Source organism: Coleofasciculus sp. H7-1 (assembly GCF_057473865.1).
Genome location: NZ_JBYCCT010000034.1, coordinates 12,217 through 36,030, shown reverse-complemented (window position 1 = coordinate 36,030; position 23,814 = coordinate 12,217). Strand labels below are relative to the sequence as shown.

Annotated in this window: 21 protein-coding genes; 12 read left to right on the top strand and 9 right to left on the bottom strand. The window is 48.1% G+C overall.

All coding sequences use genetic code 11. The annotated features are described in order from the left end of the window. Positions 1-374: 374 nt before the first annotated feature. The 5 genes from cofH (at position 375) to AC2VDX_RS08430 (ending at position 6,267) form a co-directional block, all read left to right on the top strand. Positions 375-1,535, top strand: coding sequence for a 7,8-didemethyl-8-hydroxy-5-deazariboflavin synthase subunit CofH (cofH, locus tag AC2VDX_RS08450; protein WP_378171781.1), 1,161 nt, complete (start codon positions 375-377; stop codon positions 1,533-1,535). Positions 1,536-1,578: 43 nt separating this feature from the next. Beyond that, the gene (locus AC2VDX_RS08445; protein ID WP_378171782.1) at positions 1,579-3,330 is read left to right on the top strand and encodes a DUF3352 domain-containing protein; all 1,752 of its coding nucleotides are present in this window, start codon (positions 1,579-1,581) and stop codon (positions 3,328-3,330) included. Positions 3,331-3,567: 237 nt separating this feature from the next. After that, a complete protein-coding gene (gene ccsB, locus AC2VDX_RS08440) occupies positions 3,568-4,644 on the top strand; it encodes a c-type cytochrome biogenesis protein CcsB (protein ID WP_378171784.1) in 1,077 nt (358 codons plus the stop codon). Positions 4,645-4,758: 114 nt separating this feature from the next. Continuing rightward, entirely contained in the window at positions 4,759-5,718 is a 960-nt protein-coding gene (locus tag AC2VDX_RS08435; protein WP_378171786.1) for a KGK domain-containing protein, read from the top strand. A 297-nt stretch (positions 5,719-6,015) separates the two neighbouring features. Further along, the gene (locus AC2VDX_RS08430) at positions 6,016-6,267 is read left to right on the top strand and encodes a hypothetical protein (RefSeq protein WP_378171788.1); all 252 of its coding nucleotides are present in this window, start codon (positions 6,016-6,018) and stop codon (positions 6,265-6,267) included. Here the strand turns inward: AC2VDX_RS08430 and fmt are convergent. Beyond that, a complete protein-coding gene (gene fmt, locus AC2VDX_RS08425; RefSeq protein ID WP_378171790.1) occupies positions 6,229-7,230 on the bottom strand; it encodes a methionyl-tRNA formyltransferase in 1,002 nt (333 codons plus the stop codon). The genes AC2VDX_RS08430 and fmt overlap by 39 nt on opposite strands. 230 nt (positions 7,231-7,460) lie before the next feature. Next, entirely contained in the window at positions 7,461-8,312 is an 852-nt protein-coding gene (locus tag AC2VDX_RS08420) for an OmpA family protein (RefSeq protein WP_378171792.1), read from the bottom strand. 547 nt (positions 8,313-8,859) lie between these two features. Between AC2VDX_RS08420 and AC2VDX_RS08415 the strand changes: the two genes are divergently transcribed. Beyond that, positions 8,860-9,660: a hypothetical protein gene (locus tag AC2VDX_RS08415; RefSeq protein ID WP_378171794.1), complete on the top strand. Its 801-nt coding sequence runs from the start codon at positions 8,860-8,862 to the stop codon at positions 9,658-9,660. Between the two features lie 182 nt (positions 9,661-9,842). After that, on the top strand, positions 9,843-11,753 hold the full coding sequence (locus AC2VDX_RS08410) for an abortive infection protein (protein WP_378171796.1): 1,911 nt from the start codon (positions 9,843-9,845) through the stop codon (positions 11,751-11,753). Positions 11,754-11,884: 131 nt separating this feature from the next. Here AC2VDX_RS08410 and AC2VDX_RS08405 read toward each other — a convergent pair whose 3' ends face one another. Together AC2VDX_RS08405 and AC2VDX_RS08400 are read right to left on the bottom strand one after the other, a co-directional pair. Next, positions 11,885-12,595, bottom strand: a complete 711-nt coding sequence (locus AC2VDX_RS08405; RefSeq protein WP_378171798.1) for a TVP38/TMEM64 family protein — start codon at positions 12,593-12,595, stop codon at positions 11,885-11,887. Positions 12,596-12,761: 166 nt separating this feature from the next. Further along, positions 12,762-13,772 carry a glycosyltransferase family 2 protein gene (locus AC2VDX_RS08400; RefSeq protein ID WP_378171800.1) on the bottom strand — a complete coding sequence of 337 codons (1,011 nt, stop codon included), beginning with the start codon at positions 13,770-13,772 and terminating at the stop codon, positions 12,762-12,764. Positions 13,773-13,855: 83 nt separating this feature from the next. Between AC2VDX_RS08400 and AC2VDX_RS08395 the strand changes: the two genes are divergently transcribed. Next, positions 13,856-15,580, top strand: a complete 1,725-nt coding sequence (locus AC2VDX_RS08395) for a glycosyltransferase family 39 protein (RefSeq protein WP_378171802.1) — start codon at positions 13,856-13,858, stop codon at positions 15,578-15,580. Here AC2VDX_RS08395 and AC2VDX_RS08390 read toward each other — a convergent pair. Continuing rightward, positions 15,577-16,215: a hypothetical protein gene (locus tag AC2VDX_RS08390; protein WP_378171804.1), complete on the bottom strand. Its 639-nt coding sequence runs from the start codon at positions 16,213-16,215 to the stop codon at positions 15,577-15,579. The genes AC2VDX_RS08395 and AC2VDX_RS08390 overlap by 4 nt on opposite strands. Positions 16,216-16,420: 205 nt before the next feature. Between AC2VDX_RS08390 and AC2VDX_RS08385 the strand changes: the two genes are divergently transcribed. Then, the gene (locus tag AC2VDX_RS08385; RefSeq protein WP_378171839.1) at positions 16,421-16,855 is read left to right on the top strand and encodes a hypothetical protein; all 435 of its coding nucleotides are present in this window, start codon (positions 16,421-16,423) and stop codon (positions 16,853-16,855) included. Positions 16,856-16,920: 65 nt separating this feature from the next. Here AC2VDX_RS08385 and AC2VDX_RS08380 read toward each other — a convergent pair whose 3' ends face one another. The 3 genes from AC2VDX_RS08380 to upp all read right to left on the bottom strand — a co-directional run bounded on the left by AC2VDX_RS08380 (position 16,921) and on the right by upp (position 18,494). After that, positions 16,921-17,202 (bottom strand): YggT family protein, encoded by a 282-nt coding sequence (locus AC2VDX_RS08380; protein WP_378171807.1) that lies wholly within the window; start codon positions 17,200-17,202, stop codon positions 16,921-16,923. Between the two features lie 78 nt (positions 17,203-17,280). Next, entirely contained in the window at positions 17,281-17,676 is a 396-nt protein-coding gene (locus tag AC2VDX_RS08375; RefSeq protein WP_378171809.1) for a ssl2009 family thylakoid membrane protein, read from the bottom strand. Positions 17,677-17,843: 167 nt separating this feature from the next. Further along, positions 17,844-18,494, bottom strand: a complete 651-nt coding sequence (gene upp / locus AC2VDX_RS08370) for a uracil phosphoribosyltransferase (protein WP_378171811.1) — start codon at positions 18,492-18,494, stop codon at positions 17,844-17,846. A 471-nt stretch (positions 18,495-18,965) separates the two neighbouring features. Between upp and crtH the strand changes: the two genes are divergently transcribed. The 3 genes from crtH (at position 18,966) to AC2VDX_RS08355 (ending at position 23,190) form a co-directional block, all read left to right on the top strand. Further along, positions 18,966-20,489: a carotenoid isomerase gene (crtH, locus tag AC2VDX_RS08365; RefSeq protein ID WP_378171841.1), complete on the top strand. Its 1,524-nt coding sequence runs from the start codon at positions 18,966-18,968 to the stop codon at positions 20,487-20,489. Between the two features lie 319 nt (positions 20,490-20,808). After that, positions 20,809-22,122, top strand: coding sequence for a pentapeptide repeat-containing protein (locus tag AC2VDX_RS08360; protein WP_378171813.1), 1,314 nt, complete (start codon positions 20,809-20,811; stop codon positions 22,120-22,122). A 114-nt stretch (positions 22,123-22,236) separates the two neighbouring features. After that, positions 22,237-23,190: a glycosyltransferase family 2 protein gene (locus AC2VDX_RS08355; protein ID WP_378171815.1), complete on the top strand. Its 954-nt coding sequence runs from the start codon at positions 22,237-22,239 to the stop codon at positions 23,188-23,190. A gap of 64 nt (positions 23,191-23,254) precedes the next feature. Here AC2VDX_RS08355 and AC2VDX_RS08350 read toward each other — a convergent pair whose 3' ends face one another. Then, positions 23,255-23,524: a hypothetical protein gene (locus AC2VDX_RS08350; protein WP_378171817.1), complete on the bottom strand. Its 270-nt coding sequence runs from the start codon at positions 23,522-23,524 to the stop codon at positions 23,255-23,257. Positions 23,525-23,814: the final 290 nt, after the last annotated feature.

Here is a 23,814-nt window from a genome sequence, read left to right as displayed (position 1 = left end):
ACCTTCCGAATAAACCGACAATGGAACTAAACTGCCCTCCTGAAGCATAGGGAGAGAAATTTTGATTCAATGCTTGTGGGCACGCTGACACGATAGCTAGTTTCTCCAGCCGATTCGCTAACGCGATCGCGGGTGTCTGATTATAAATATTTACTATTTCATACCATTAAATCGCTCGGTATTTGGCTAAATTTGCTCAATATAGAAAACGCCAAAGAGGCTTGGTGCAAAATTAGGCGTGGGTTTTGGTTTTATATCGATTTTGGCTACCCGATGAACCCGTGAAACTTATTGCTGGCGCTGAAGAGCGAACTCCCAGAAAAAGCATTTACTGCCAAAATTGAGAAGAGTGACCTACTTTACCCGGAAGTGCTGTGACGACTAAAACTGTTGATGCCATTCTTGAGCGTGCCCTGGCAGGTGGCGATTTGTCACAAGAAGAGGGAGTTGTACTATTAAAGCAAACCGATCCAGATGTCCAGTCAGCGATTCGAGAAACAGCTGACAAGCTGCGACTCAGCCAAGCGGGTGAGACTGTCACCTATGTGATCAATCGCAATATTAACTTCACCAATATCTGCGAACAACACTGTAGTTTCTGTGCCTTTCGCCGGGATGAAGGCGAAGAAGGCGCATTTTGGTTAGAGAGTCCCCAAATTTTGGAAAAAGCCACCGATGGAGTCCGGCGGGGTGCGACGGAGATTTGTATGCAGGGGGGACTGCATCTCCAGGCAAAAATCAACGGTGCTTCTTTGCCTTATTACCTGCGACTGGTGAAGACAATCAAAGAGGAATTTCCCCAACTGCACCTCCACGCCTTCTCCCCCCAGGAAGTACAATTCATTGCCAGGGAAGATGGTCTTAGCTACGAGTCGGTGATTGCGGCGCTGCGAGATGCCGGTGTTGGCTCAATGCCGGGGACGGCGGCGGAAGTTTTGAACGATGAAGTGCGACGAGTCCTTTGTCCGGAAAAGCTGGATACAGCAACTTGGCTGGAAATTGTGGAAACGGCACACAAGTTAGGAATGCCAACAACTAGCACGATGCTTTCGGGTCATATTGAGACGCCAGAACAGCAGATGCAGCATTTAGAAAAGTTGCGATCGCTCCAACAAACCGCGATCGCCCAAGGATATCCTGCCCGGATTAGCGAATTTATCCTGTTACCTTTCGTCGGTCAAGAAGCCCCCAAACCCCTGCGTCGTCGCGTGGGACGAGATCAACCGATTCTGGAAGACGCCCTGTTGCTGACTGCTGTGGCGCGAATTTTTTTAGGAAACTGGATTCCCAACCATCAACCCAGCTGGGTTAAACTCGGTCTTGCAGGTGCGGTGGAAGCTCTGAAAGGGGGCTGCAATGACATCGGCGGCACCTTAATGGAGGAGCATATTACGACAATGGCTGGGGCAGTTGGCGGCACCTGCATGGAAGTGGAAACTTTGCAGGAAGCAATTAGTTCATTAGGGCGTCCTTACCAACAAAGGGATACACTCTACAGAGTGCTAAAGAGGGACACGGTTGCTGTTCTCTCCTGAGCGGGCAGTCAGATTTCGCCCTCCTCAGATCCGGGCGTAAGCGTTGCACAGCATTTGCATCCGAATCAGTCGGTTGTTGCTCAAGATGGCTCGCCCGAATGCTTCGCTCCTACGACTCTTGACTTGGTTTATGCCTCAGAAAAATCAACGTTCCCTTCTGACTGTGGCAGCTGCCGTGTTGCTGATTGCTGGCGGCGCAGTGGCTTACTGGCTGCTGATGCAGCGGAATCTGTTTCAGGGCGATGTCCCGGTGGGTGCCGAGATGGTTCCCCAAGATACCTTACTCGCCGTGTCAGTTTCCACTGATGAAAAGCAATGGCAGCAACTGCGGCAGTATGGCACTCCCGCTAGCCAAGCCGCATTTGGCAAACAACTCGCTGAACTGGAAAAAAATCTCCTCACCGCTAACGGCTACAACTACCAGCAAGATATCAAGCCTTGGGTAGGCAAAGAAGTCACGATCGCTTTTTTGTCACAGCAGCTACCCCAGAATCCCAATGCCGTCCCGGTTGGGCAACAATCGGTGGTGATGGTACTACCGATTGAAAATCCTCTGCAAGCAAAGCAAGCTCTAGAAAAATCCAGAAACCCGACATCTAGCAAGTTAGTTGAACGCAATTACAAAGGCATCAAGATTCGAGAAACCCAAGGCAGTTCCGCCCAGAACTTCTCAACGACGCTGCTGGATCGTTCCTTAATTGTTAGCACCGATCCGAAAGGGACGGAGCGTGTCATTGACGCTTATAAAGGCGGTGCCTCCCTGGCGGATACTCCGGGCTACGCAGAGGCTTTAGGTAAGATTAAAGCGGGAGTGCCATTTGCCAAAGTGTATTTTAATGTGCCTGTAGCGACAGCAATGGCAGCCAATTATTCGGCGCGATCGCTTTCTCCCCAAAATCTCGCCTCCGTTCAACAAAGGCAGGGGGTAGGCGCGACGGTAACTTTGGAACCAGAGGGAATTCTGTTTAAAGGAGTTTCTTGGCTGAAGCCGAATAGCGATACAAAGTACGTGGTGGAAAATAATGCCAAGAGTATGCCTCGGCGTCTCCCTGGCAATACCCTGATAATGACCTCTGGTGGCAATTTGCAGCAGTTGTGGCAAGATTACGTCCAGGGTGCCCAAGCGAATCCGCTGATCCGGGTGAGTCCAGAACAGATGAAAGCGGAGATTCGGTCTAAATTGGGTCAAGATTTAGAGGAAGATTTGCTGCCTTGGATGAAAGGCGAGTTTTCTCTGGCTTTAATTCCCACACCTCAAGGAACTCCCTCGATTTTAGGTGCTGGGGTGGCGTTCCTAGTGCAGACAAGCGATCGCGCTAGAGCTGAAAAATCCCTCAAGCAGCTGGATGAGGTGATGGCACAGCAATATAAGTTTCAGGTACAAGAAACGACTCTCAACGGTCAACCCATCATCAATTGGACATCGCAACTGGGTGGCTTAGCCGCCACTCACGGCTGGTTAGATGGCAATGTCGCTTTCCTGACATTGGGGGCACCTGTTGCTAGTACTATCGTCCCCAAGCCCCAAGCGACTTTAGCGGACAGCGAGTTATTCAAACAAGCGCTTGGGCAGCAGCTCAATCCCAAGAACGGTCTGTTTTTCATTGATGTTGACCGTACCATTAACGCCGGGAATCTGTCGCTCTCGCAAGTCGATCCCAATCAAAAAATCTTTACAAACGCGATGCGCTCTATTGGCGTCACGGGTGGCATCAGTAGCGATCGCAGTAGCCGTTTTGATATCTTCGTCAATATGAAGAAAGTTGGAGAACCCAGTCCTAGCCCCTCTCCTTAAATTTTCCTTTTTTTAACGCTCTCGGTACGCAAAGGTTTACGCTCTCGGTACGCAAAGGAATTATTGGGTTTTGCGTACCTCTGCAATTGCCTTGGCGGGACGAGAGCGTTAAAAAAAATAACAATCAGTTGTCTAAACCTGGGTGATTCTACCAAGCATCAGAGCGACGAGAACCGATAGGATCAAAGTGGCGCTTGTGTGAGCGACTTTGATAACAATTGCTGGAAAGAATACAAGATGAACCTGGTTGCACTCCAGAATGGGTTAGATAATATCTCCTTCGCCGTCCTGTTTGCGACGATGCTGATTTACTGGGTAGGGGCAGCTTTCAATCGCATCCCCTATCTGTGGGCTTTATCGACGGCAGGGATGGCGATCGCAAACCTCTGCATTGCCGCCCTACTGGGCGCACGATGGCTGGACTCCGGCTACTTCCCTTTGAGCAATCTCTATGAATCCCTCTTCTTCCTGGCTTGGGGGATTACGACCATCCATCTGATTGCCGAAAATATGAGCAAGAGCCGTTTGGTAGGCGTCGCCACGGCACCGATTGCGATGGCTATCACCGCTTTTGCTGCCTTGACGTTGCCATCTACCATGCAGTCGGCAGAGCCTTTGGTTCCGGCGCTAAAATCTAATTGGCTGATGATGCACGTCAGCGTCATGATGCTCAGCTATGCAGCGCTGATGGTGGGATCGCTGCTGGCGATCGCTTTCTTAGTGGTGAGTGGCGGTCAGAATGTCGAACTCAGAGGCAGTTCTGTGGGAACTGGCGGATTTCGCAGTAAAAATGGTCTGGCACGCCCCTACCGTCTGCAACGCGCCAGCGATCTCGTGCCTCAGCCACAAGGAGCAACCAGCGAGTCATCTGCTGCCGGAACTCGTGTTTTTGAAAGCAATGGCAGCTCTAAAACAGCCGTTCTCGATTTAGTCACCTCCCAACCTTCCCAAGAAGGGGCGATTTCTGAATTACCAACCCTTTCGCCCCAGCGACTGAGCCTTGCCGAAACTCTAGATAACATCAGCTACCGCATCATTGGACTGGGATTTCCCCTGCTGACGATTGGAATTATTGCTGGTGCCGTCTGGGCAAATGAAGCTTGGGGTTCTTACTGGAGTTGGGACCCTAAAGAAACTTGGGCACTGATTACCTGGCTGGTATTTGCCGCCTATCTCCATGCCCGCATCACCAAAGGCTGGCAAGGAAGACGACCGGCAATTTTGGCAGCGACAGGCTTTGTTGTCGTCTGGATTTGCTATCTTGGGGTCAATTTGCTAGGTAAAGGACTCCACAGCTACGGTTGGTTCTTTTGATCTTTTAGTCAATTCGCGAACGGCTTTTAACAATTAGCCATTAGCAATGACTGATGACCAATCACCAATAACGAATAACTCTTTAAACTATCAATTCAACCGGGGGAGATGGTTGTGGATAATCAGTTCGACTCGCTAGTTAAAGGTGAAGTTCTCTCTGTGGATGAGTCTTCCCAAATTTTAATTGGGCACCGCACGTTCAGAGTCGGTGAATTCGCAGAAGCAATCAGAACGCAATTGGAATATGGTTTAGGTGGATGGACAGAAGAAAAGGATGGCTGGTTTAGCGACCAAGGTATTCCTTGCGAAGTGCTGAAATTCGGCTCTAATGGCTGGCAAAAAGGAAAAGTGAGATTTAGCTTGGAATTTTGCCCGGAAGATCCACAGACGCAGCAGCCCTCAACCATTGAAGACGATGAGCCACAAAAGGCACCGATACCAGCCGCCTTCGATGAGGAAGTGTTAGTTGGAGCCGAGGCACCGTTAATCTATGAGGAAGAGCTAATTCTAATAGAGGTGCCAGAATCGGTTTTGGATGAACTGGAATTAGCACCGGAATCAGCCTTCGATGCCGATGAACTGGAATTAGCACCGGAATTAGCCTTCGATGCCGATGAACTGGATCTCACAGGGGAATCAGCCTTCGATGCCGATGAACTGGAATTAGCACCGGAATCAGCCTTCGGTGCCGATGAACTGGATCTCACAGGGGAATCAGCCTTCGGTGCGGAAGATTTGGAACTGGCACCGGAACCATCCTTCGATGCCGATGAGCTGGATCTCACAGGAATGTCAGCCTTCGGTGCGGAAGATTTGGAACTGGCACCGGAACCATCCTTCGATGCGGACGAACTGGATCTCACAGGAATGTCAGCCTTCGATGCCGATGAACTGGATCTCACAGGAGAATCAGCCTTCGGTGCGGACGAGTTGGATCTCACAGGAGAATCAGCCTTTGGTGCGGACGAGCTGGATCTCACAGGAATATCTGAAAAGGAAGAAAACCCATCAGACTCGCTACTTGATGATGTCTGGCAAGACATGAATGAAGCTAGCTGGCGTAACAATCAGTAGGGAAGCGGAAATTGGGTGAGTATTATCGCTCAAAAGCCAACTGATCAGGACTTACGCAAGATCACCACACCTGGGGCAACCACAGGGGGATTGCCCCTACAAAACACTATATGTATAAGCTTTGCGTAAGTCCTGGAATTACAAAAGAAGCGATCGCACTTCAACCGTTTCAACGCCGATTCGCTTCATCAGCCGTCATTGAAAAGTTTTGTCTTCCTTGATTTTGACATTGCATCCACTGAAAGTTTCATGATGACTAACTGCGATACTTTGAAGATGTAGTTAGGAACACATCTGTTGTTTAGGGAGCCATACTCTTTACCCACCGAGGTGATTGTGATGCATCCGCTTCAGTCCCTTGGCAATGTCGATCTGGATTGGACACCGCATCCAGGTAACTATCTCGATCTGCAAGGGAAAACCTACGCCGTTTTAGAACGAGTTGGAAAGGGATCTTTGTTACCAACAAAATTCAGAATTCAGAGGCGATCGCTGCAAGTCTTTTACAACTCAAATCTCAAAACTCTCCAATTTCTCCCCCACTGTTAAGCGAGTCCCATTGGCAAAGTCCCAACCAGACTGAGGGCGCTTTCCAGCCATCTGTATTTCTCGCAACAGCAACAGTCCATCGCCAGTTTGAACAATCGGGCCAAATCCTTTGGCAATGCTCACGACTTCGCCTGGATGTCCCGAACCAGAGGACAAGGAAGACCAATCCGATAGCGCCTTTAATTCTGGGACTATTTGCCAGTAAGCCGATCCCAGAGGGGCAGTCGCGCTGATTTTGAGAGAATTCCCCCGAAATGTCGCCACACAATCCGGGAAAAATCCCCTGACTTGGTTATGTAATGCGATCGCGCTTTTCGACCAATCAAGACAATAATCTGGCTTTTTAATCAGCGGCGCATAAGTCGCCTGCGATTCATCTTGGGGGATCGGTTCAATTTCCTGGCGTTCCAGCTTCAGGAGGGTTTCCACCAATAAATCTGCCCCCAATTCAGAAAGCTTTTGCGCCAAATCTTGAGCATTGTCCAACAGTCCAATCGGCGTATCAGCTTTTAGCAGCACCGCACCCGTATCCATCCCCGCATCCATCAGCATCGTTGCGATCCCCGTTTCTGTCTCGCCATGATAGAGACACCACTGGATGGGAGCAGCACCCCGATACTTGGGTAAGATCGAGCCGTGTACATTGATGCAACCCAATTTGGGCATATCTAGAATTTGTTGGGACAAAATTTGTCCGTATGCCACCACTACAAAAACATCCGCATCTGTCTGTTGTAGCTGAGCAAGCGTTTCCTCGTCTTTTTTAATCCGCTGCGGTTGCCAAACAGGTAGCTGATGCGCCAAGGCTACTGATTTGACTGGAGAAGGCATCATTTGGTTGCCACGTCCCCGGCGTTTATCCGGCTGCGTAACAACGCCTAAAACTTCAAATTCTGAATTAGCGAGTAACCGTTCTAAGGTAGGGACGGCAAATTGTGGGGTGCCAAAAAATATGACTTTCATTTCCTTGGGGAACGGTAATTGGTAATTCAATACGGTTCGGTTAAAAATAATTGTAGGTTGGGTTGAGGAACGAAACCCAACACTTGCTTATGTTTTGTTGGGTAACGTTACCTCAACCATTCCCTACGCGAACTTTGGTGTTCTTCGCTCTAACCGAACCGTATTGATTGGTAAATTGGTATTTATTGAAAAGCAATTTTTCCATTAGCCATTAGCTAGCAAACTAAAAACTAAGGGTTAATAATCGCAATTTCGATACGGCGGTTTCGTTGTCGGTTGATATCGCTATTATTTTCTACTAAGGGAAAAGTTTCGCCGCAACCAACAACAATCATGTGGTATTTTTTCTCCAAAGCAGTGAATAAATATTGTTCAGCAGCTTGGGCGCGTCGGAACGACAGTTCTCGATTGTCCGTGGCTTCACCAATGTCATCGGTGTGGGCGGCAATTTGAATTGTGGCACCTGGGTAGTTACGTAAATCGGCGATGACATTATCCAAAATCGCGGGTGCCTGTGGCAACAGAACGCTATCGCTGTCTTTAAACAATAAGTCGCTAGGCAGAGTGACTTTCAAGGCATCCGATGGTAAAGAAACCCTAGAAGCGGCAGTAAGTTGATTGGGATTGGGAACGCGATCGCCTTGAAGTTGCTGAGAGATTTCTTGTAGCCGCGCGGCTAGGGGTTCGGTGGAACTCTGGCGACCAATTTGGGTTTCCAGCTTGGTCGTGCGATCGCGCAGTGCCTGTAAATCCGCCTGTAACTGTTGCAGTTCTGCTTGCAGTTGCCGTCTTTGATCCGCACTCAGTTCTACTGGCGGACTGGCACTTGTGACAGGCGACGGCTTAAAAGTAGAGGAGGTTGATGTCTCAGATTTGGCGCGGCGCAGCACTTTCACAACTAGGGGCACATCTGGAGTCAGGTCGGGAAAGACACCTGCCAAGACGAGACCGAACAGCCACGCCAAGCCACTTCCCACCCCCAGCAACAGCAGTCGCCAGAGAAAAACCAGTAAAAACCGCCCAATGCCTGTAGATTGGCGAGGGGAAGTGTTATCGGCAAATGGTGCTTCTTGTTTTGTCACCCGTTTTCCCATTTTTATTCAGACAACAGATTAACACTCGATAATGCGATTCAGCTTTTTTCTTTGTCCGAAGCAATAAAAATGGGCGATCGCATTATCAACTTGCGCCAAGAGACGTTTGGGAATACTTTTGGGATATAACCCTACACTGCCGTTGTGATGTTGTTAGGTAGCCCTCAGCCACTATCTAGGCAAGTATGTAGAAATCAGCCAACCTGCCCTCAAGAAAATTTCTTGCCTTAGATTAATTTTTAATCGCTTTTCGACCGTCTTGTGGAAAAATATCATAGCAAGAGCGATAAGGTGTTTCACCCATCAAGCCGGATTCATAGAGATATGATAAATTTTTTTACATCTTTTGTTTTTTTTGACAGGTTTTGTGGCTATACATATAGATATAGGGACGCTGCACTGTTCCTTGGGCGTTACTCCTCACACAAGAAACGCCGTTTAGCAACCCCACCCCCAATCAATGTTCATCCGCCTCTTCCGCTCAGTATGGTTCTCTAGTCAACCATACCTTCCGCTTATTGCGGCTGCGCTGCTGATGGCTCCTAGCTCATTTGCCTTAGCTGGCACGGCTGCGTCTACAACCGCAGGTCCCTCTACCATGCAATATCCGCAAGCCCGAAAGGAATTATCTGAAGCTGCGCCCGACATGACTCAAGCAGTAGTGCAAATCGACCCCCTCGATAGCCCTCATCCCGTTCCGTGGAATTGGGTAATGACCACTTATGCAGAAGTTACCGCCAACGGCGGCACTGGGCTACGCTATTATCGCAGCCCCTCCTTAGTGTCTCCGGATGGTCAGTACGCTGCTTACAGCCGGATTCAGTTGCAGGTGCAGCCGGAGTTGTACCAATGCCGCATTTCCAGCGTGATGTTTGTGGAAAATTTGAGGACAGGGGATTTACGAACGATCTCGGCGTCTTCTCCTTTGGCTGACAATCCCTTTGTCAGTAACGAAGAAGCGGATATGCCGGGGATCATCGCCATCTTGATCCCCATTTCGTGGTCGGCGAAGGGCGATCGCGTCTTAGCACGGCAATTTGAAGGTTTGTTTAGCACGTCCGATGCTTCTGACTATGCCGTTGTTTGGGATCGTCAGCAGAATCGCACTACGACTCTCTCTCCTAACCGCGATGATTACACCAACGCGGTGTTGTTAGGCTGGAGTCACACTAATCCCGACCAAGTTCTGTTTCGAGCAGGCGAATTGGGCGAGGAAGAGTGGCCTTTGTGGGCTGTTGATTTGAATGGTCAAACCGTAGCCGCAATTGAGGATCAACCCCTCATTTTTGGTCAAACGATTACCCATTCTTGGGCAGGGCCACAGGCTCATTTCTAAAGGCACAAGATAAAGGATGAAGGATGAAAAAGATTGAAGGTGACAGAAAAAGTGCTTTGCTAAGACTGTCAGCCGGAATTTCAAACTTCATCCTTCTTTTTTGTCTGATGAATCTAGCTTAGAACTGCCAATAATTATATATTTATAATTAAATTTTGATTAAATTTAAACGATTTAAACGGGTGTTTTTAACAATTATAGTTAGCCTGAGTTTGCTGCTTTTGGGTTCAGGTATTTTTATTTATTATACATTAAAAAAATCTGCTAATAAACACAATTTATCAAATTATGAGATATATCTCAAAAGTCAATTCAATCAACCCAGTTTTTATCCTTCTAATCAAACTATCTCATCCAGTGTTTATCAACCCGTTAGCGTGTGGACGGGACGTCTGATATTGCTACCCAAAGAGCAGCGACAGCCCAAAAGATCGGTACTTTTTGAAGTTTACAATGCCGATACCGCTCATCAGAATCTAGTAGGAAAGATTGTAAATTTAGAGTGGAGCCGGGACTCAGAAGTGCAAAAATTTGTCCGGGCTGTAACGCAAAATGTCAAATTTATTCAGGCAACTGAGGACAGTAAAAAAACTGGAAATTTGCATCCCGACCGATTAAACAACTGGCAAAATGTTGATCCCTTAGAGTCCCTGGCTGGGGCGAGACCTCAAGATGATGTCATTGTGGAACTCAAAAACCCAAGTGTTGTCACCAGCAACAAAAAAGAACGTCCATCTCTGATGATTGCCCAAGAACCTGTACAAATTACGGGTCGCATTTATGCTTTAGTTACGATTATTAAACGGGAAAAAGCAGACAGCGTTAGCGCAGCATCTCCTTCAGAGGGTCGCTTTGTTGTGCGTCACTTTAATAAAAAATCAAAACAATTCGATGGTCTTTTAGAAACGATTCGCATTCCTCAAGTGCCATCTGATCGCAACGGGATTACTCGGTCAACAAATCGAGGAATTGAAAATTCTCCTCTCAATCCAACAGGCTGGTACATTTATGGGACAAAAGATGCCGAGGGAATGTTTGTCACGCAAGCAATTGAACCCCGCGCCCTGATGCGTCTGCAACCGGATGAAGTGCGGTTAAATCAGAAATCTGCTATTTCCTATATCAAAAAAGAACTTTGGAAAGATACTGAAAGTCAAAAAGGAACCGCCAAGATAGTTTTACTCGATCCAAAAAGTCAACAATTTGACCAGGCGGTATCGAAATGGCGTGAGGGAGATAAAGCAATTGTCCTTCATACATACGGTGGAATTGGGGGTAAAAAACCCGAAGCCGAACCGCTGGGTGTAGTTACGGGACACTTTGCTTATGGAATTGCGACTGTCGTGCGCGATCGCTTCACGAATGAGTTACGCTTTGACATCGAGTACCGACAAGTTTACGCCCATAATCCCGATGGCATTATTGCTGGGACAATGAAATGGTCTACTTACATGGGAGATTTGCAGCGGGGTTGGCTGGGAAATCGACCTGTATCCGATGTGATTGTCAAGCTAGATGCTGTGACGCAAGATTATAATTTTGATGGCATCCAACTGTCACCCATGAAGGAATTTATGCGCCAGTTGGATATCATGATGGCACGCTACCGGATTGGGGATGGAACGGGTAGTTCAGTGGTGACACCCTCCACTTCTTGCGTACAAGATGCTAACCAAGCGCTTTTTGTGACGATTAAGCAGGTAGAGAAACAGGTGGCGTCCAATCCCCGGATTCAAGAGTGGTTGCGGCGTCATCCCACAGACGCCCAAACCTTACGATTTCAGCAACTCGTGAAACTAGGGCGATCGCTTGAAAAGCAATTAGCACCTTTAGGAATTATTCGTTCCGATTGGCAAGAAAACGCTGAGAATTTAGCAGGAACTAGGACAGCGGACGGCACGATTACCACTATCCTTAAGGCAGCAACAACTTGGCGAACTATGTTACCGCGACGGGCGCATGATGAAATTGCCACTATTTTGTTGAAAAATGGTGCCACTTTGTGGGTAATTCGGACTAACCAAGTGGGGGGATTTAATCCAGATATTGTACCTCGTGCCCCTACGGCACTTTTAGGTCATCGCACTCGTTGAATGTTCCTGATTAGTAAGAGATTTTTTTACGAACCGCCAAGAACGCCAAGAGCGCCAAGGAAGAGAAAGAAGAGGATTTTACAATTGATGCCAGGATTGGTATATAGATAGGGTTAATCTGAATGCGATCGCTACTCGTCTTCTTTATTTGTGGGATTGTTAAGGTGCTTCTGCTCAATCTCTTCTAAAGCTTTTCGAGGATCGCGGCGGCGGCGACGATACCAAGTCGCACCCCCAATCAGCATCGCAATTAATAGCAAGGCACCAATTAAGGGCAAGAAATCACCCGTTTTTAGCGCCCGTAAGCCGTAACTACCTAACATTACAAATGGCAACACTCCCGGAATGGTTCCGAGAATAGTTCCTAACAGATAATCCCGAAAGCGAATTGAAGTCAAACCAGCGGCAAAGTTAACTAAGCCGTAAGGAATAACTGGTTGTAGGCGGATGGCAAACATATAGAATAAGCCACCCTGAATCATCTCCGCATCAATCGCTTGCAAGCGTCCAGACAGCTTTTGGGCGACAAATTCACGCCCCACAGTGCGGGTAAAGGCAAAAGCCACCACAGCAGCAATCACGGCGGCAATACTCGTCCAAAGCGTCCCCAACCAAGGGCCAAAAATCGCGCCGCTGGTGAGATTTAGCGCTGTTGAAGGCAAGATTAACAGTGTCGCCACGCTGTAGAAAACGATATAAATAATCGGTGCCCAGATGCCAGCTTTATTCAGCCATGTTTGGAGTTGAGCTGGATCGATGCCTCCCAAAAAATATACTGCGAGTCCCGTCGCTACAATGCAGACGGCAGTAAGTAGAAAAATACCGCTTTTAACGTTCAACAAAAAACTCCTTGGTTTTTATAGCAATCCTAAGTGATTCCTAAAATTCTCTTCTTTCTCTTCCTTGGCGTTCTCGGCGTCTAAAGCGCTAACGCGCATGGCTTCGCTAAGGCGGTTCGTCAAAAAAAATATATTACAAATCAAATAGGATTGCTATAGCCATTAATTATTAGTCCTTAGTCATTACTTCTTCGGATATCACTAAAGACTCTTGACTGCTAACTGCTGACTGCTGACTTCTGAAACCATAAGCTTCACGCACCAAATAAAGTGGGCGTCCTTTGACTTCTTCATAGACACGACCGAGATACTCGCCAATGATCCCCAATGTCACTAGCTGGATGCCCCCCAGAAATAACACCGCCACCATTATGGAAGCATAACCTGGAACATCAATCCCATAAATTAAAGTACGAATTAATAAAAAGGTAGCGTAAACAAATGACACAAAAGATATCGTAACGCCCACGTAACTCCATACTTTCAAAGGGAGAAAACTAAAGGAAGTAATCCCATCTAGGGCAAAGTTCCAAAGACGCCAATAATTCCACGTCGTAGTTCCCTTATAACGTGGGGGACGATCAAATAAAACAGAGGTTTGCTTGAAACCCACCCAAGCAAATAGTCCTTTCATAAATCGGGTTCGTTCTGGCAGTAGCTTGATGGCTTCTACCACACGCCGATCGAGCAACCGAAAGTCTCCGGTATTGCGGGGGATGGGGACGCGACTCATCTTACCAATTATCTGATAGAAAGCGTTGGCTGTAGAGTTTTTCAGCCAACCTTCATCACGCGATCGCCTAGTCGCATAAACGACATCATAGCCTTCGCGCCATTTGTCTACCAGTTCCTTAATTAACTCTGGCGGATCTTGCAAGTCGGCATCAATCGGGACTACGGCAGCACCCACAGCATAGTCGAGTCCGGCACTGAGGGCGACTTCTTTGCCAAAGTTGCGGGACAAGTTGACGACTTTAATCACTGGGTTACGATGATGATGCTCAATTAGACACTCCAGGGTACTGTCCTTACTGCCATCATTGACACAAACAATCTCGTAGGTCGTCTTCATGGTTTCCAGCACCGATAGGAGTCGCTCAAACAAGTAGTCAATATTGTCCTCCTCGTTGTAAAGCGGCACTACCACAGAGAGTTCTACTGGGTCAATATCTAAGGACATAAAAAAACAAAGACAAGCTAATATATGTCAAGTTTCACCTAACTTGACTGCACTTTAACCTAAATTCTAATTTCGTCAATATTATGAGCCGAAGCTTCACAGTTCCTAAGTCATCGCGGCGCTGGTTGTCGCTGGAGATGTTGCTCCTGGGCGCGATCGCGATCGCAGTTTTGTTAAGAATTATCTACCTGGGCAGCCGAGAATTTTGGTACGACGAAGTTTTATCCCTGATCCTCGCCAACGGTCACGCGGTTGACTATCAAGCTCCGGGAGCGCAACCCGTCAACCTGCGCGACTACACAGCTTTATTGAGCCTACCCCCAGGTAATTTGGTAGGAACGCTCAAAGATGTCTACAAAGGTATCCTGGGCGATGTCCATCCACCGCTTTCTTATTTGAGCCTGCACTTCTGGCTACAGCTATTTGGCAATAGCGAAGCTGCCTTACGAAGTCTGGGCGCGTTGCTGAGTGTAGGTGCGATTGGCGGCGCTTACGGATTGGGACGGTTTGTGATGGGACATCGCGGCGGACTGATCTTCGCCGCCTTACTCGGTACAAATCCTTTCTATTTATTCCATTCTTTGAACGCCCGGATGTATGGCCCGCTGATTTTGTGGACGATTCTCAGCACCTGGGCAATGCTACATCTGGTTGAGGCAAAAGGAGCAAGAGAGAGTGTCCGAGCCTCTGAGGGAGAAATTGAACCAGACCCCACGCCATCACCCCATCATCCCAGCAACCGCTCCTTGATTCTCTGGAGCGCTATTCTGATTGTTTCAATCGCCGCTGGACTGCTGACGCAGTATCTTTTTGTCTACTGGGCGATCGCCCTTGGCATCTTTGTCCTCATCTTTGACCGGCGTCGGTGGTGGCAGCAGGGATTGCGTTTGGGGGCGGGTGTGTTGCTGTGGATGCCTTGGTTTATTTGGGGAACTCGGAAACAGGGGCGTCTGGGTGAAGTGGGGAATCAGTTTTCCAAAGGAAATCATTTCGCAGACGTTACCCAAACGTTGAGCAGTCACTTGTTATTGGGAGATTGGGTGGGAGATGTTGTCAAAACTCCAGCGGAAATGGCGATCGCCACTGTGGCAGGCTGCCTGATAATTTTGTTGCTAGTGGGGTGTACCCTTAGCTTGTGGCGGCAAGCAGAGCGTCGCACCTTGCTCATGGCTTTGTCACTGGGAATTCTGCCCCTGTTCATCGCATTTGCGGTGGATATCCTCACCGGCAAGTACACCATTGGCTTTGGCGGCGGCAGGGCACTGATTTTTATTCTGCCCGGATGCTTGCTATTAATCGCTTTATGGCTGGAACGGGCGGCGGGGCGCTGGCGCGGAGTGGCAGCAGTGGGTTTGCTGCTGTTGTATCTGAGCATTAGCATCGGTGACTTCAGCACTAGAAACCGCTTGATGTTCCATCAGATAGCAGATTTGATTCAACAGGAACCCACAACGCCAACTTTAATCGCGATGAACTCCCGCGCTTGGGGTCACATTCTGCGTTTGGCTTATTACCTTCCTCCCACTGCCCCAGTTCAGCTATTAGCACAGCATCCTGCCGACCTTGCGCCTGCTTTAGAAAAAGTTCTGACAAGCGGACAAGCAGCGCAATATCCTCGCATTCTCTGGTTAAACAGCGCCCGTCCTGTGAATAAGGCTCCCAAAACGGAGGCTGAAAAACAGCAAATTCAACAGGAAATCCAGCGAGTTTTGAAATCTCGTTACCAGCTAGCGACAACGCAGCAGCTATCGGGCACAACGATTCTGGATGAGTTTGCAGTCAATGTTTACACGAATCGGAATCTCTAATTTTTGGGCCATTGCCAGTTAAAACGATTCCATTCGTAAATGCCTTGAATCTCATACTCGCTGCCATTCTCAAAGCGGATAATGCAATTGGTATGAGAGCGATCGCCCTCTGTTATCTCGTAAACCCCAACTACTATACAGGGAAACCATTCGCGGCTACAGGGGCCGTTTTCTTGCACCCACTCCCACAGACCATTAGAAACCTCAATGCGATCGCCCACTTTTAGCTTTAACCCTTGCTTGCCCTCCCGCTCATAATACTCAGCCAGATGAACCGGCTGAATGCGATAAAGCCACCCAAAGCCATAGCGATCGCGTAGAAATTGCATCGCTCCAGAATCTTGACTATTCAGCCAGTCATTCAGTAATGTAATTTTCCAAGAGCGATTTTGTCTTTCTTGTTCCTTGACAAATTGCAGTAAAGCTTGGATTTGTTCTGGTGTCAGTTCCTCTAGAGGATTCGCACCATCGGCATTTTCATCACCACTCGCCGGATTCTCCTTTTGGGCACCCAGCAGTTCCTTGACTACAACTTGCAGCAAAATTTGTTTCTGCCTGTCACTTAGAGGACACACAGCCTCCTCACATTGACTAAATGCTGCTTGCAGTGCGGCTTCAATCTCAGATGGGGTCACGATCAATCCCTTCCTTGGAGTAGATCGCCACACAGCAGAGCTATCTCGGTGATTCTGAGTGGTAATGCCCAGACTTAGAGCGCTCATTAAGGGCGATCACCTATTATCGCAGAATTGTCAAGACACCTCGAAGCTCCTGTTTGACTAGATTCGCGGTAAGCTGAGGGGTGAAGTTCCCAAAAAACCTGAAGTCATGGTGCGGTTTATGCGATTTCGAGCCGTGTCTATTTTTTTCATCTCCTGCCTCATCGGAGTCGTGAACTTGCTGTTTACTCCTCCCGCTTTGGCATTGACACAGATTAAACTGTCTGAAATTTCCTACCATGACTGCCCACCTGAGCTAGCAGATGGGGCGGTTATGAGTACCGGCGCTTCCAGAGCCGCTAGTTGCTATATTGTTACTGGCAAAGCCCAAAATGACTCTGGTAAATATGTCTACAACGCCGATATTTTTGGTCGCATTTACGATGCCAATGGCGACTCGGTGATGCAAAACCGAACGCGCCTGGGTTCAATAGAAGAAGTGCCGCCTGGAGTCAGCGATTTTGAACTCAGAATCTCGGTTTCTGCAAATCAACCGACACCATTGCAGCTCAAGCAATTCAAAGCCGCCGGATTTAACGGCACAGTCCGCCGCTAACACCTGATGCAAGGATTTTAGATTATAGATTCGCTCCAAAATCTAAATCTAAAATCCAAGGTATCCTAAAAACCAGGACTGAATTGAATGCTGGAGAACAATCCAGCCAGAATTTGCAGCACAAAAATCGCTAAAATCGGGGAGATATCCAGACCACCCAGCGGCGGAATAATCGAGCGAAAAAGGTTGAGGTAAGGGTCTGTAATTGGACTCAAGGTGGAAGCTATCTGGTTCATCCAGTTGACTGTGGGAAACCAAGTTAAAAGAATCCGCACAATCAATATAAACATATAGATGTTCAGAAAGGTGGAGATCGTATTGATCAGTAATTCAGCTGAAGAATTCATCGGTGTTGAAGGTTCCTTTTTAAAATTGGTGAACGCTAGAAACTTGAAGTTAGTTTAACGGATTTACCGGATTGAAGCTTAGGCATCTTGGTTAAGCGATGTTCCTAGGGAACGACCCCTTTCAGAAATTCGTGCTGTATCTGGGGAAGAGAATCGCTCCCGCTCTATTTCCGCACCCTTTCCATTTACAGTGCCTAGCTGAGTCCGGACTTCATCAATTGCCGCATTTAACTGGGCAATTTTATCCTCTAAGCCTCGCCGTGCAAATTCAATACTCTCTGAATCCTTGAGCTGACGCTTTTTCCCCTTGCTTGGCTTCGCTTCTGACGAGCCAGGATTGAGCAGAGAGGCATCAGTTGTGTCAGTTTCGGACGCGCGTCCAGAAGCAATCAGCGCCCCGACAATTCCACCGACTAGACCGCCAACTATCGTTCCAGCCAGAAATCCGCTGCCAAAACTATCGCGCTGACTCATCTTAAATTACCGTTGTTTTTTTTCTTGTTGCAACTGTTTTCAGGTTAACTTTTAGCTGACCTTGATGCCTACCAGTCTACGGAGTCAGATGTTCAGTTGTCAGTCGTCCTAAGTAAGAAATCTTTGTTCGTCCTTCATCTTTCATGCCTCATCTTTTGAATATCGCCTCAGGTGCCAAACGTGCGATCGCCTGCATCTCCCAATCCCGGTACAATATACCCGTGGCTGTTCAAACCCTCATCAATCATTGCCGTATAGACAATCAAACCCGGATACGCTACAGAAAGCTGTTGCAGGGCGGGTGGCGCTGCTACAACCGAAATAATCCGCGTTAAAGCTGGGTCAACGCCTCGCTGAGTCAGTTCGGCGATCGCCCTCATCATGGTTCCACCCGTCGCTAGCATCGGGTCACAAATTAAAACCCGCGTTTGAGGGTCAAGCCGTTCCGGCAATTTATTCAGATAACAGCTAACTTCCAGGGTTTTCTCATCCCGCACCAAACCGATATGGTAAATGGACGCCAAAGGCAGCAACGTCTGCGCCCCGTCTAATAACCCCAATCCTGCCCGTAAAATCGGCACCACAACCAGCGGCACCTCTGGATTGATAAATGTAGCAGGACATTCAGCCAGTGGCGTCTGTACGGTTGTTTCTATCGTAGGCAACCATTCTCGAATTGCCTCATAAGTCAGCCAGCGTCCCAGTTCCGTCATCGCGCTTTTAAACAACACCGATGGCGTCGCCGCATCACGAGCAACAGCCAGCCAGTGTTTAATCAGTGGATGGGGAGGAACATAGACACGCAGTTGGAGAGTCATAGTTGCTATTTTGATCAGATGCTAGCTCAAAGACCTGACCTATCATAGAACCTCCTGGGATGTCTGGAAACCCAGATTGATTGTGGGTTCGGTTTCTTTGTCGCCAAACCCAATGCCAAAAGCATTTGTCGGGTCACGAAAAGCGCCCAGTTCCAACCAGCTTGGTTTTTTCTATTGAGAATTACTTGCAACAGTATTGACATATATTTTCAACAAGACTATATTTATTTTCAGTGTTCTCCTCTCATTAAGGATCGGCAGGTGGGGCTGGTTAGCAGTAGCAAGCTAGTCCCATTTTTTTTTAGAGGCAAGACGCAAGCCCAGTAAAAGCGCCCTTTAGCTCATGCAGCTTGGTGGGATAAATTCAGCACCAAAGGGATTGAGTTATTGGTTGAGTTGTTGGCAGCGAGGCATTTTTGTGTTAATCCCTTAGGGATTGACATGAGTAAAATTTTCGCTTACTGCTGCCCCATGCCTTCAACTACCGTTAAATCTCCAACTGCACCAACGTTTGATGCCATCGTGATTGGCTCTGGAATTGGCGGACTGGTGACAGCAACCCAACTGGCGGCGAAAGGCGCTAAAGTTCTTGTACTGGAGAGCTACTTAATTCCAGGTGGCAGTGCCGGATACTTTGAGCGGCAGGGGTATCGATTTGACGTTGGGGCGTCGATGATTTTTGGGTTTGGCACTCAGGGCACCACCAACCTGCTCACCCGCGCTCTAGACGCTGTGAATGTCAGCCTGGAAACCATCCCCGACTCCGTCCAGATTCACTACCATCTTCCCGCCGGTTTGGATCTAAAAGTTCATCGCCATTATGAGAAATTTTTGCAAGAACTAACTGCCTACTTCCCCCACGAACGGGAAGGGATTCGTCGCTTCTACGACGAATGCTGGAAAGTTTTCAACTGCCTAAATGCGATGGAATTGCTGTCGTTGGAAGAACCCCGGTATCTGACACGGGTGTTTTTTCAGCATCCCTTCGCCTGTCTCGGCTTGGTGAAGTACCTGCCCCAAAATGCTGGTGATATTGCGAGGCGGTACATCAAAGACCCGCAGCTGCTGAAGTTTATAGACATGGAGTGCTACTGCTGGTCAGTTGTCCCCGCTGACCGGACACCCATGATTAATGCAGGGATGGTATTCTCAGACCGGCACTACGGCGGCATTAACTATCCTAAAGGTGGTGTGGGACAAATCGCGCAAAAACTGGCGGAGGGACTGGAAAAAGCTGGGGGACAGATTCAGTACAAAGCCAAGGTAACGAAAATTATCACCCAAAAGGGTCGAGCGGTAGGCGTCGAGTTGGCAAATGGAAAAGTCTATGGCGCTAAGCGGATTATTTCCAATGCGACGCGCTGGGATACTTTCGAGAAGTTACTGCCAGCGAAAGAGATGCCAGCGGCTGAGAAGAAGTGGCAAAATCGTTATCAAAAATCACCGGGTTTCTTGAGTTTGCACTTGGGAGTTAAGGCAGACGTGCTGCCGATTGGTACGGACTGTCACCACATTTTGCTGGAAGATTGGCAGAAGATGGAAGCGGCGCAAGGCACGATCTTTTTGTCGATTCCTACCTTACTCGATCCAGATTTAGCACCAGAAGGCTATCACATTCTGCACGCATTTACACCTGATTGGATTGAAAATTGGCAGGGACTTTCTTCTAGCGAATATGACCAGAAAAAGGAAGAGACAGCAGGACGAATCATTGAGCGGCTAGAGAAGATTTTTCCTGGTTTAGATGCGGGGTTAGATTATCTGGAAGTAGGGACGCCCCGCACGCATCGGCGCTTTTTAGGTCGTGCAGATGGCACGTATGGCCCAATTCCCAGAAGCAAGTTATTAGGATTATTAGGAATGCCATTTAATCGAACTGCGATTTCAGGACTTTATTGTGTGGGAGACAGTACGTTTCCAGGGCAGGGTTTAAATGCGGTGGCATTTTCGGGGTTTGCTTGTGCCCATCGCGTGGCGGTGGATTTGGGGTTGTAGGGGCTTTATCGAACTGTTCCAGAACGCAGAGTAACAGAGGAACAGAGCGATCGATCCTTTATCAACAGGACTCGCCGCACATCACCACATAGTGTGGGCTTTTCCCAGGGGGATTGAACCCGAAAAAACGCTATATGTATAAGCTTTGCGTAAGTCCTTTATCAAACCGCGAAGGACACAGAGGAAGAGAGGGGAGCGATCGCACTCGGTACAGGTGCCCTTAACACTCGCCTCCTGTATTAGATAAAATCTTGTTTACTTGCCGCAGCCGCTACCATAAAGCATGGGTTTAACTGCGCCTGCTTGACGAATTAACACAATGACGACAGAGCCTAATCCTCCCCAGCCCAATTCACCGCCAGACGCTCAAGATAGTGGCAATGGTAACAGACCTGCTGCAAACAATCCCTCGCAGATGCGATCGCTGACAACGTCTGGACGGAGCCAATACGAGCAACATTTGGCTACCATGCCGCGATCGCTGGCGCTGGCTAAAAAGACTCCCGCTGTTCCGCAGGGAACGCCCATCGTCCTGATAGCGATCGCCTTAGTCATCCTAGGGTTAGCGATTAATAACTTCTGGATCGGGATATCAGGAGCGATCGTGGCTCTGGTAGTATCGCTGCGGATGCTATGGCTTGGCTTGGAACCCGTGCTGGATGAGATGTTGCCGCCAAAACAGCGAGCCATCATCGTCGCCATCGTAGGAACAATTTTATCGCTGATCAGCTTGTTCAAGTTCTCTGGTATCAACCAAAACATCAACAAGTGGTTGAACCAGCAAAAATGGGACGAACTCGGTTCCCTGGCAGAATGGACGGGAGCCGTGGGGCAAATTTTCATTGCCGTCATCGCCGTATACGTGGCGTGGCGACAGTACATTATTTCCAGAGACTTGACAATTCAGCAGAACTCCCTCACGATTCAGCAAAACCTGATTACCCAGCAGCAGACGATCGATACTTATTTTCAGGGCATCTCCGACCTGGTATTAGATGAAGAAGGACTGCTCGAAGATTGGCCTCAAGAGCGATTACTTGCCGAAGGACGCACCGCCGCCATCTTGAGCAGTGTAGACGCCAGCGGGAAAGCGAAAATTCTGCGGTTCTTGTCCAGTTCTAAGTTGCTAACTCCCCTAGAACGCGATCGCCGCTTAGGTCGAGCTATCTTTGATGGAGTAGGAGGCTATGCAGAAGACCGCCTCAACGGCGTGCGCGTCATCGACTTAGGAGTAATGTTGGCGAAGGCAGATTTGTCTGGAACCGACTTGCGCCGCACAGACTTGAGCGAAGCCAATCTTGTCAGTGCTAACTTAAGCGGTTGCGATTTAGTCAAGGCTAATCTCTCTCGCACCATCTTGTATGAAGCTAATCTCGCCGGTGCCGATCTCAAAGCTACCCGCTTGTTCTACGGTTCGGGGGAAACTGCCACCCCTCGCACTCACACTCAACCCCCCTATCCCAGCTACAAAACAGGTGTTTATACGGGGGCTGTGGTGGAAAATGCCGATCTCACCGACGTTGAGGGACTCTCGGAAGAACTGCGCCAATACTGTTGTGCTTGGGGTGGCGAAAAAACTAGAGCCACAATTCCCGGTGGTTGCGAAGGGATTCCTAATAAATTGGAACGATAATTAGTAGCTGTTAGCGATTAGCCATGAGTCCTTTGCTATTGACTAAGGGCGGATAAATAATAACACTTGACCAATGACGGTTAATCGCTAAAAGCTATTAGCTAACGGCTAATTATGAACCCCAAATATTCCTTCATCATTCCCATCTACAACGAAGAGAAAAGCATCGCGGAACTTTATCGGCGGATGAGTGCGGTGATGGAGCGGCTAGATGCCCCAACAGAACTAATTTTAGTCAACGATGGCAGCCGCGATCGCTCTTTACAAATGCTGCGCGAATTCCATGAAAAAGACCCGCGAGTGTGCTATTTAAGCCTTGCCCGCAATTTCGGTCATCAGATTGCTGTCACCGCAGGTCTGAATTTTGTTCGGGGTGAAGCAATTGTTATCCTCGATGCCGACTTACAAGATCCACCAGAATTAATTCCCGATATGGTGGAAAAATGGCAACAAGGCTATCAAGTCGTCTATGCTCAGCGCATCAAACGCCACAAAGAACGCTGGTTCAAGCGCTTCAGTGCCTACGTGTTTTATCGTCTTCTCAAGCGTCTGGCAAATGTAGACATTCCTACCGATACGGGCGATTTTTGTCTGATGGATCGGCAAGTCGTAGACATCCTCAATTCTATGCCAGAGCGCAATCGTTATATCCGGGGACTGCGTTCTTGGGTTGGCTTTCCACAAACCGCCGTGTACTTCGAGCGTCACCCCCGCTTTGCTGGTGAGGTGCAGTACACTTTCAGTAAATCTTTGTCTTTGGCAGTGAATGGATTAGTGTCTTTTTCAAAAGTACCGTTACGGCTATCTACTTATGTCGGCTTATTTGCGGCAGCAGTTGCGGTAGCGATGGCGATATTAGTTCTGTATTGGCGCATTTTTGTCCCTAATTCTCCTTTAACCGGGTTTACCTTAATTCTGGTGGCAATTTTCTTTCTCGGTGCTGTGCAACTGGTAAGTATCGGTATTTTGGGAGAATATGTCGGGCGCATCTATGAAGAAGTCAAAGGCAGACCTTTGTACACTTTAGCGGAAGTCGCTGGTTTTAAAAATGTAGCGAGTCGCAAGTAGAAAGTGAAAGCTTTTTTAACGCTAAGAACGTAAATGTTTTCATAAAATCTGGCAGAGATCCTCTTCAAGTTGAGCTGGCGTTGCCAAGTGCGTTAACACTCGCTCTGTTAAAGGATGTATGCATCATTTGAATTTGAGCATCTCGCAGGTAGTATTGAGCTTGAGTTTCAATTAAGACATGGGTTGTGAATAGATTAAGGTTACTCGTCGTAATCTTTCGCTCAATGATTTTAATGAAGCGTTGCGTGACATACTCCATAATTACGGGTTGTAGTATTAAGTTCCCGTTTCCAGTTTCAACTAGCGATCGCTCTTTCAATTGAAATTGAGTCACCTCGTTTAGGTTTTGCTATCATTGCAACACTAATCAATTGAGTGCGATCGCGATCTTGTAGGTTGGGTTTCCTTGCGTCAACCCAACATCCTCTATTCGCGATCCTAACCAATTCCGTCATCTCAGGGTTATCGCACTTCTATAACTCAGATACAGCTCAATTATTGCCCGCATTTGCAGGGCGATCGCACTTTCACTATTCATTCATCTCCTCACCAGATGACAAAAGATGAGGGTTACAGATGCGATCGCCCTTAGCTCATCCATCAATTAGATACAAAAAAGGAGAC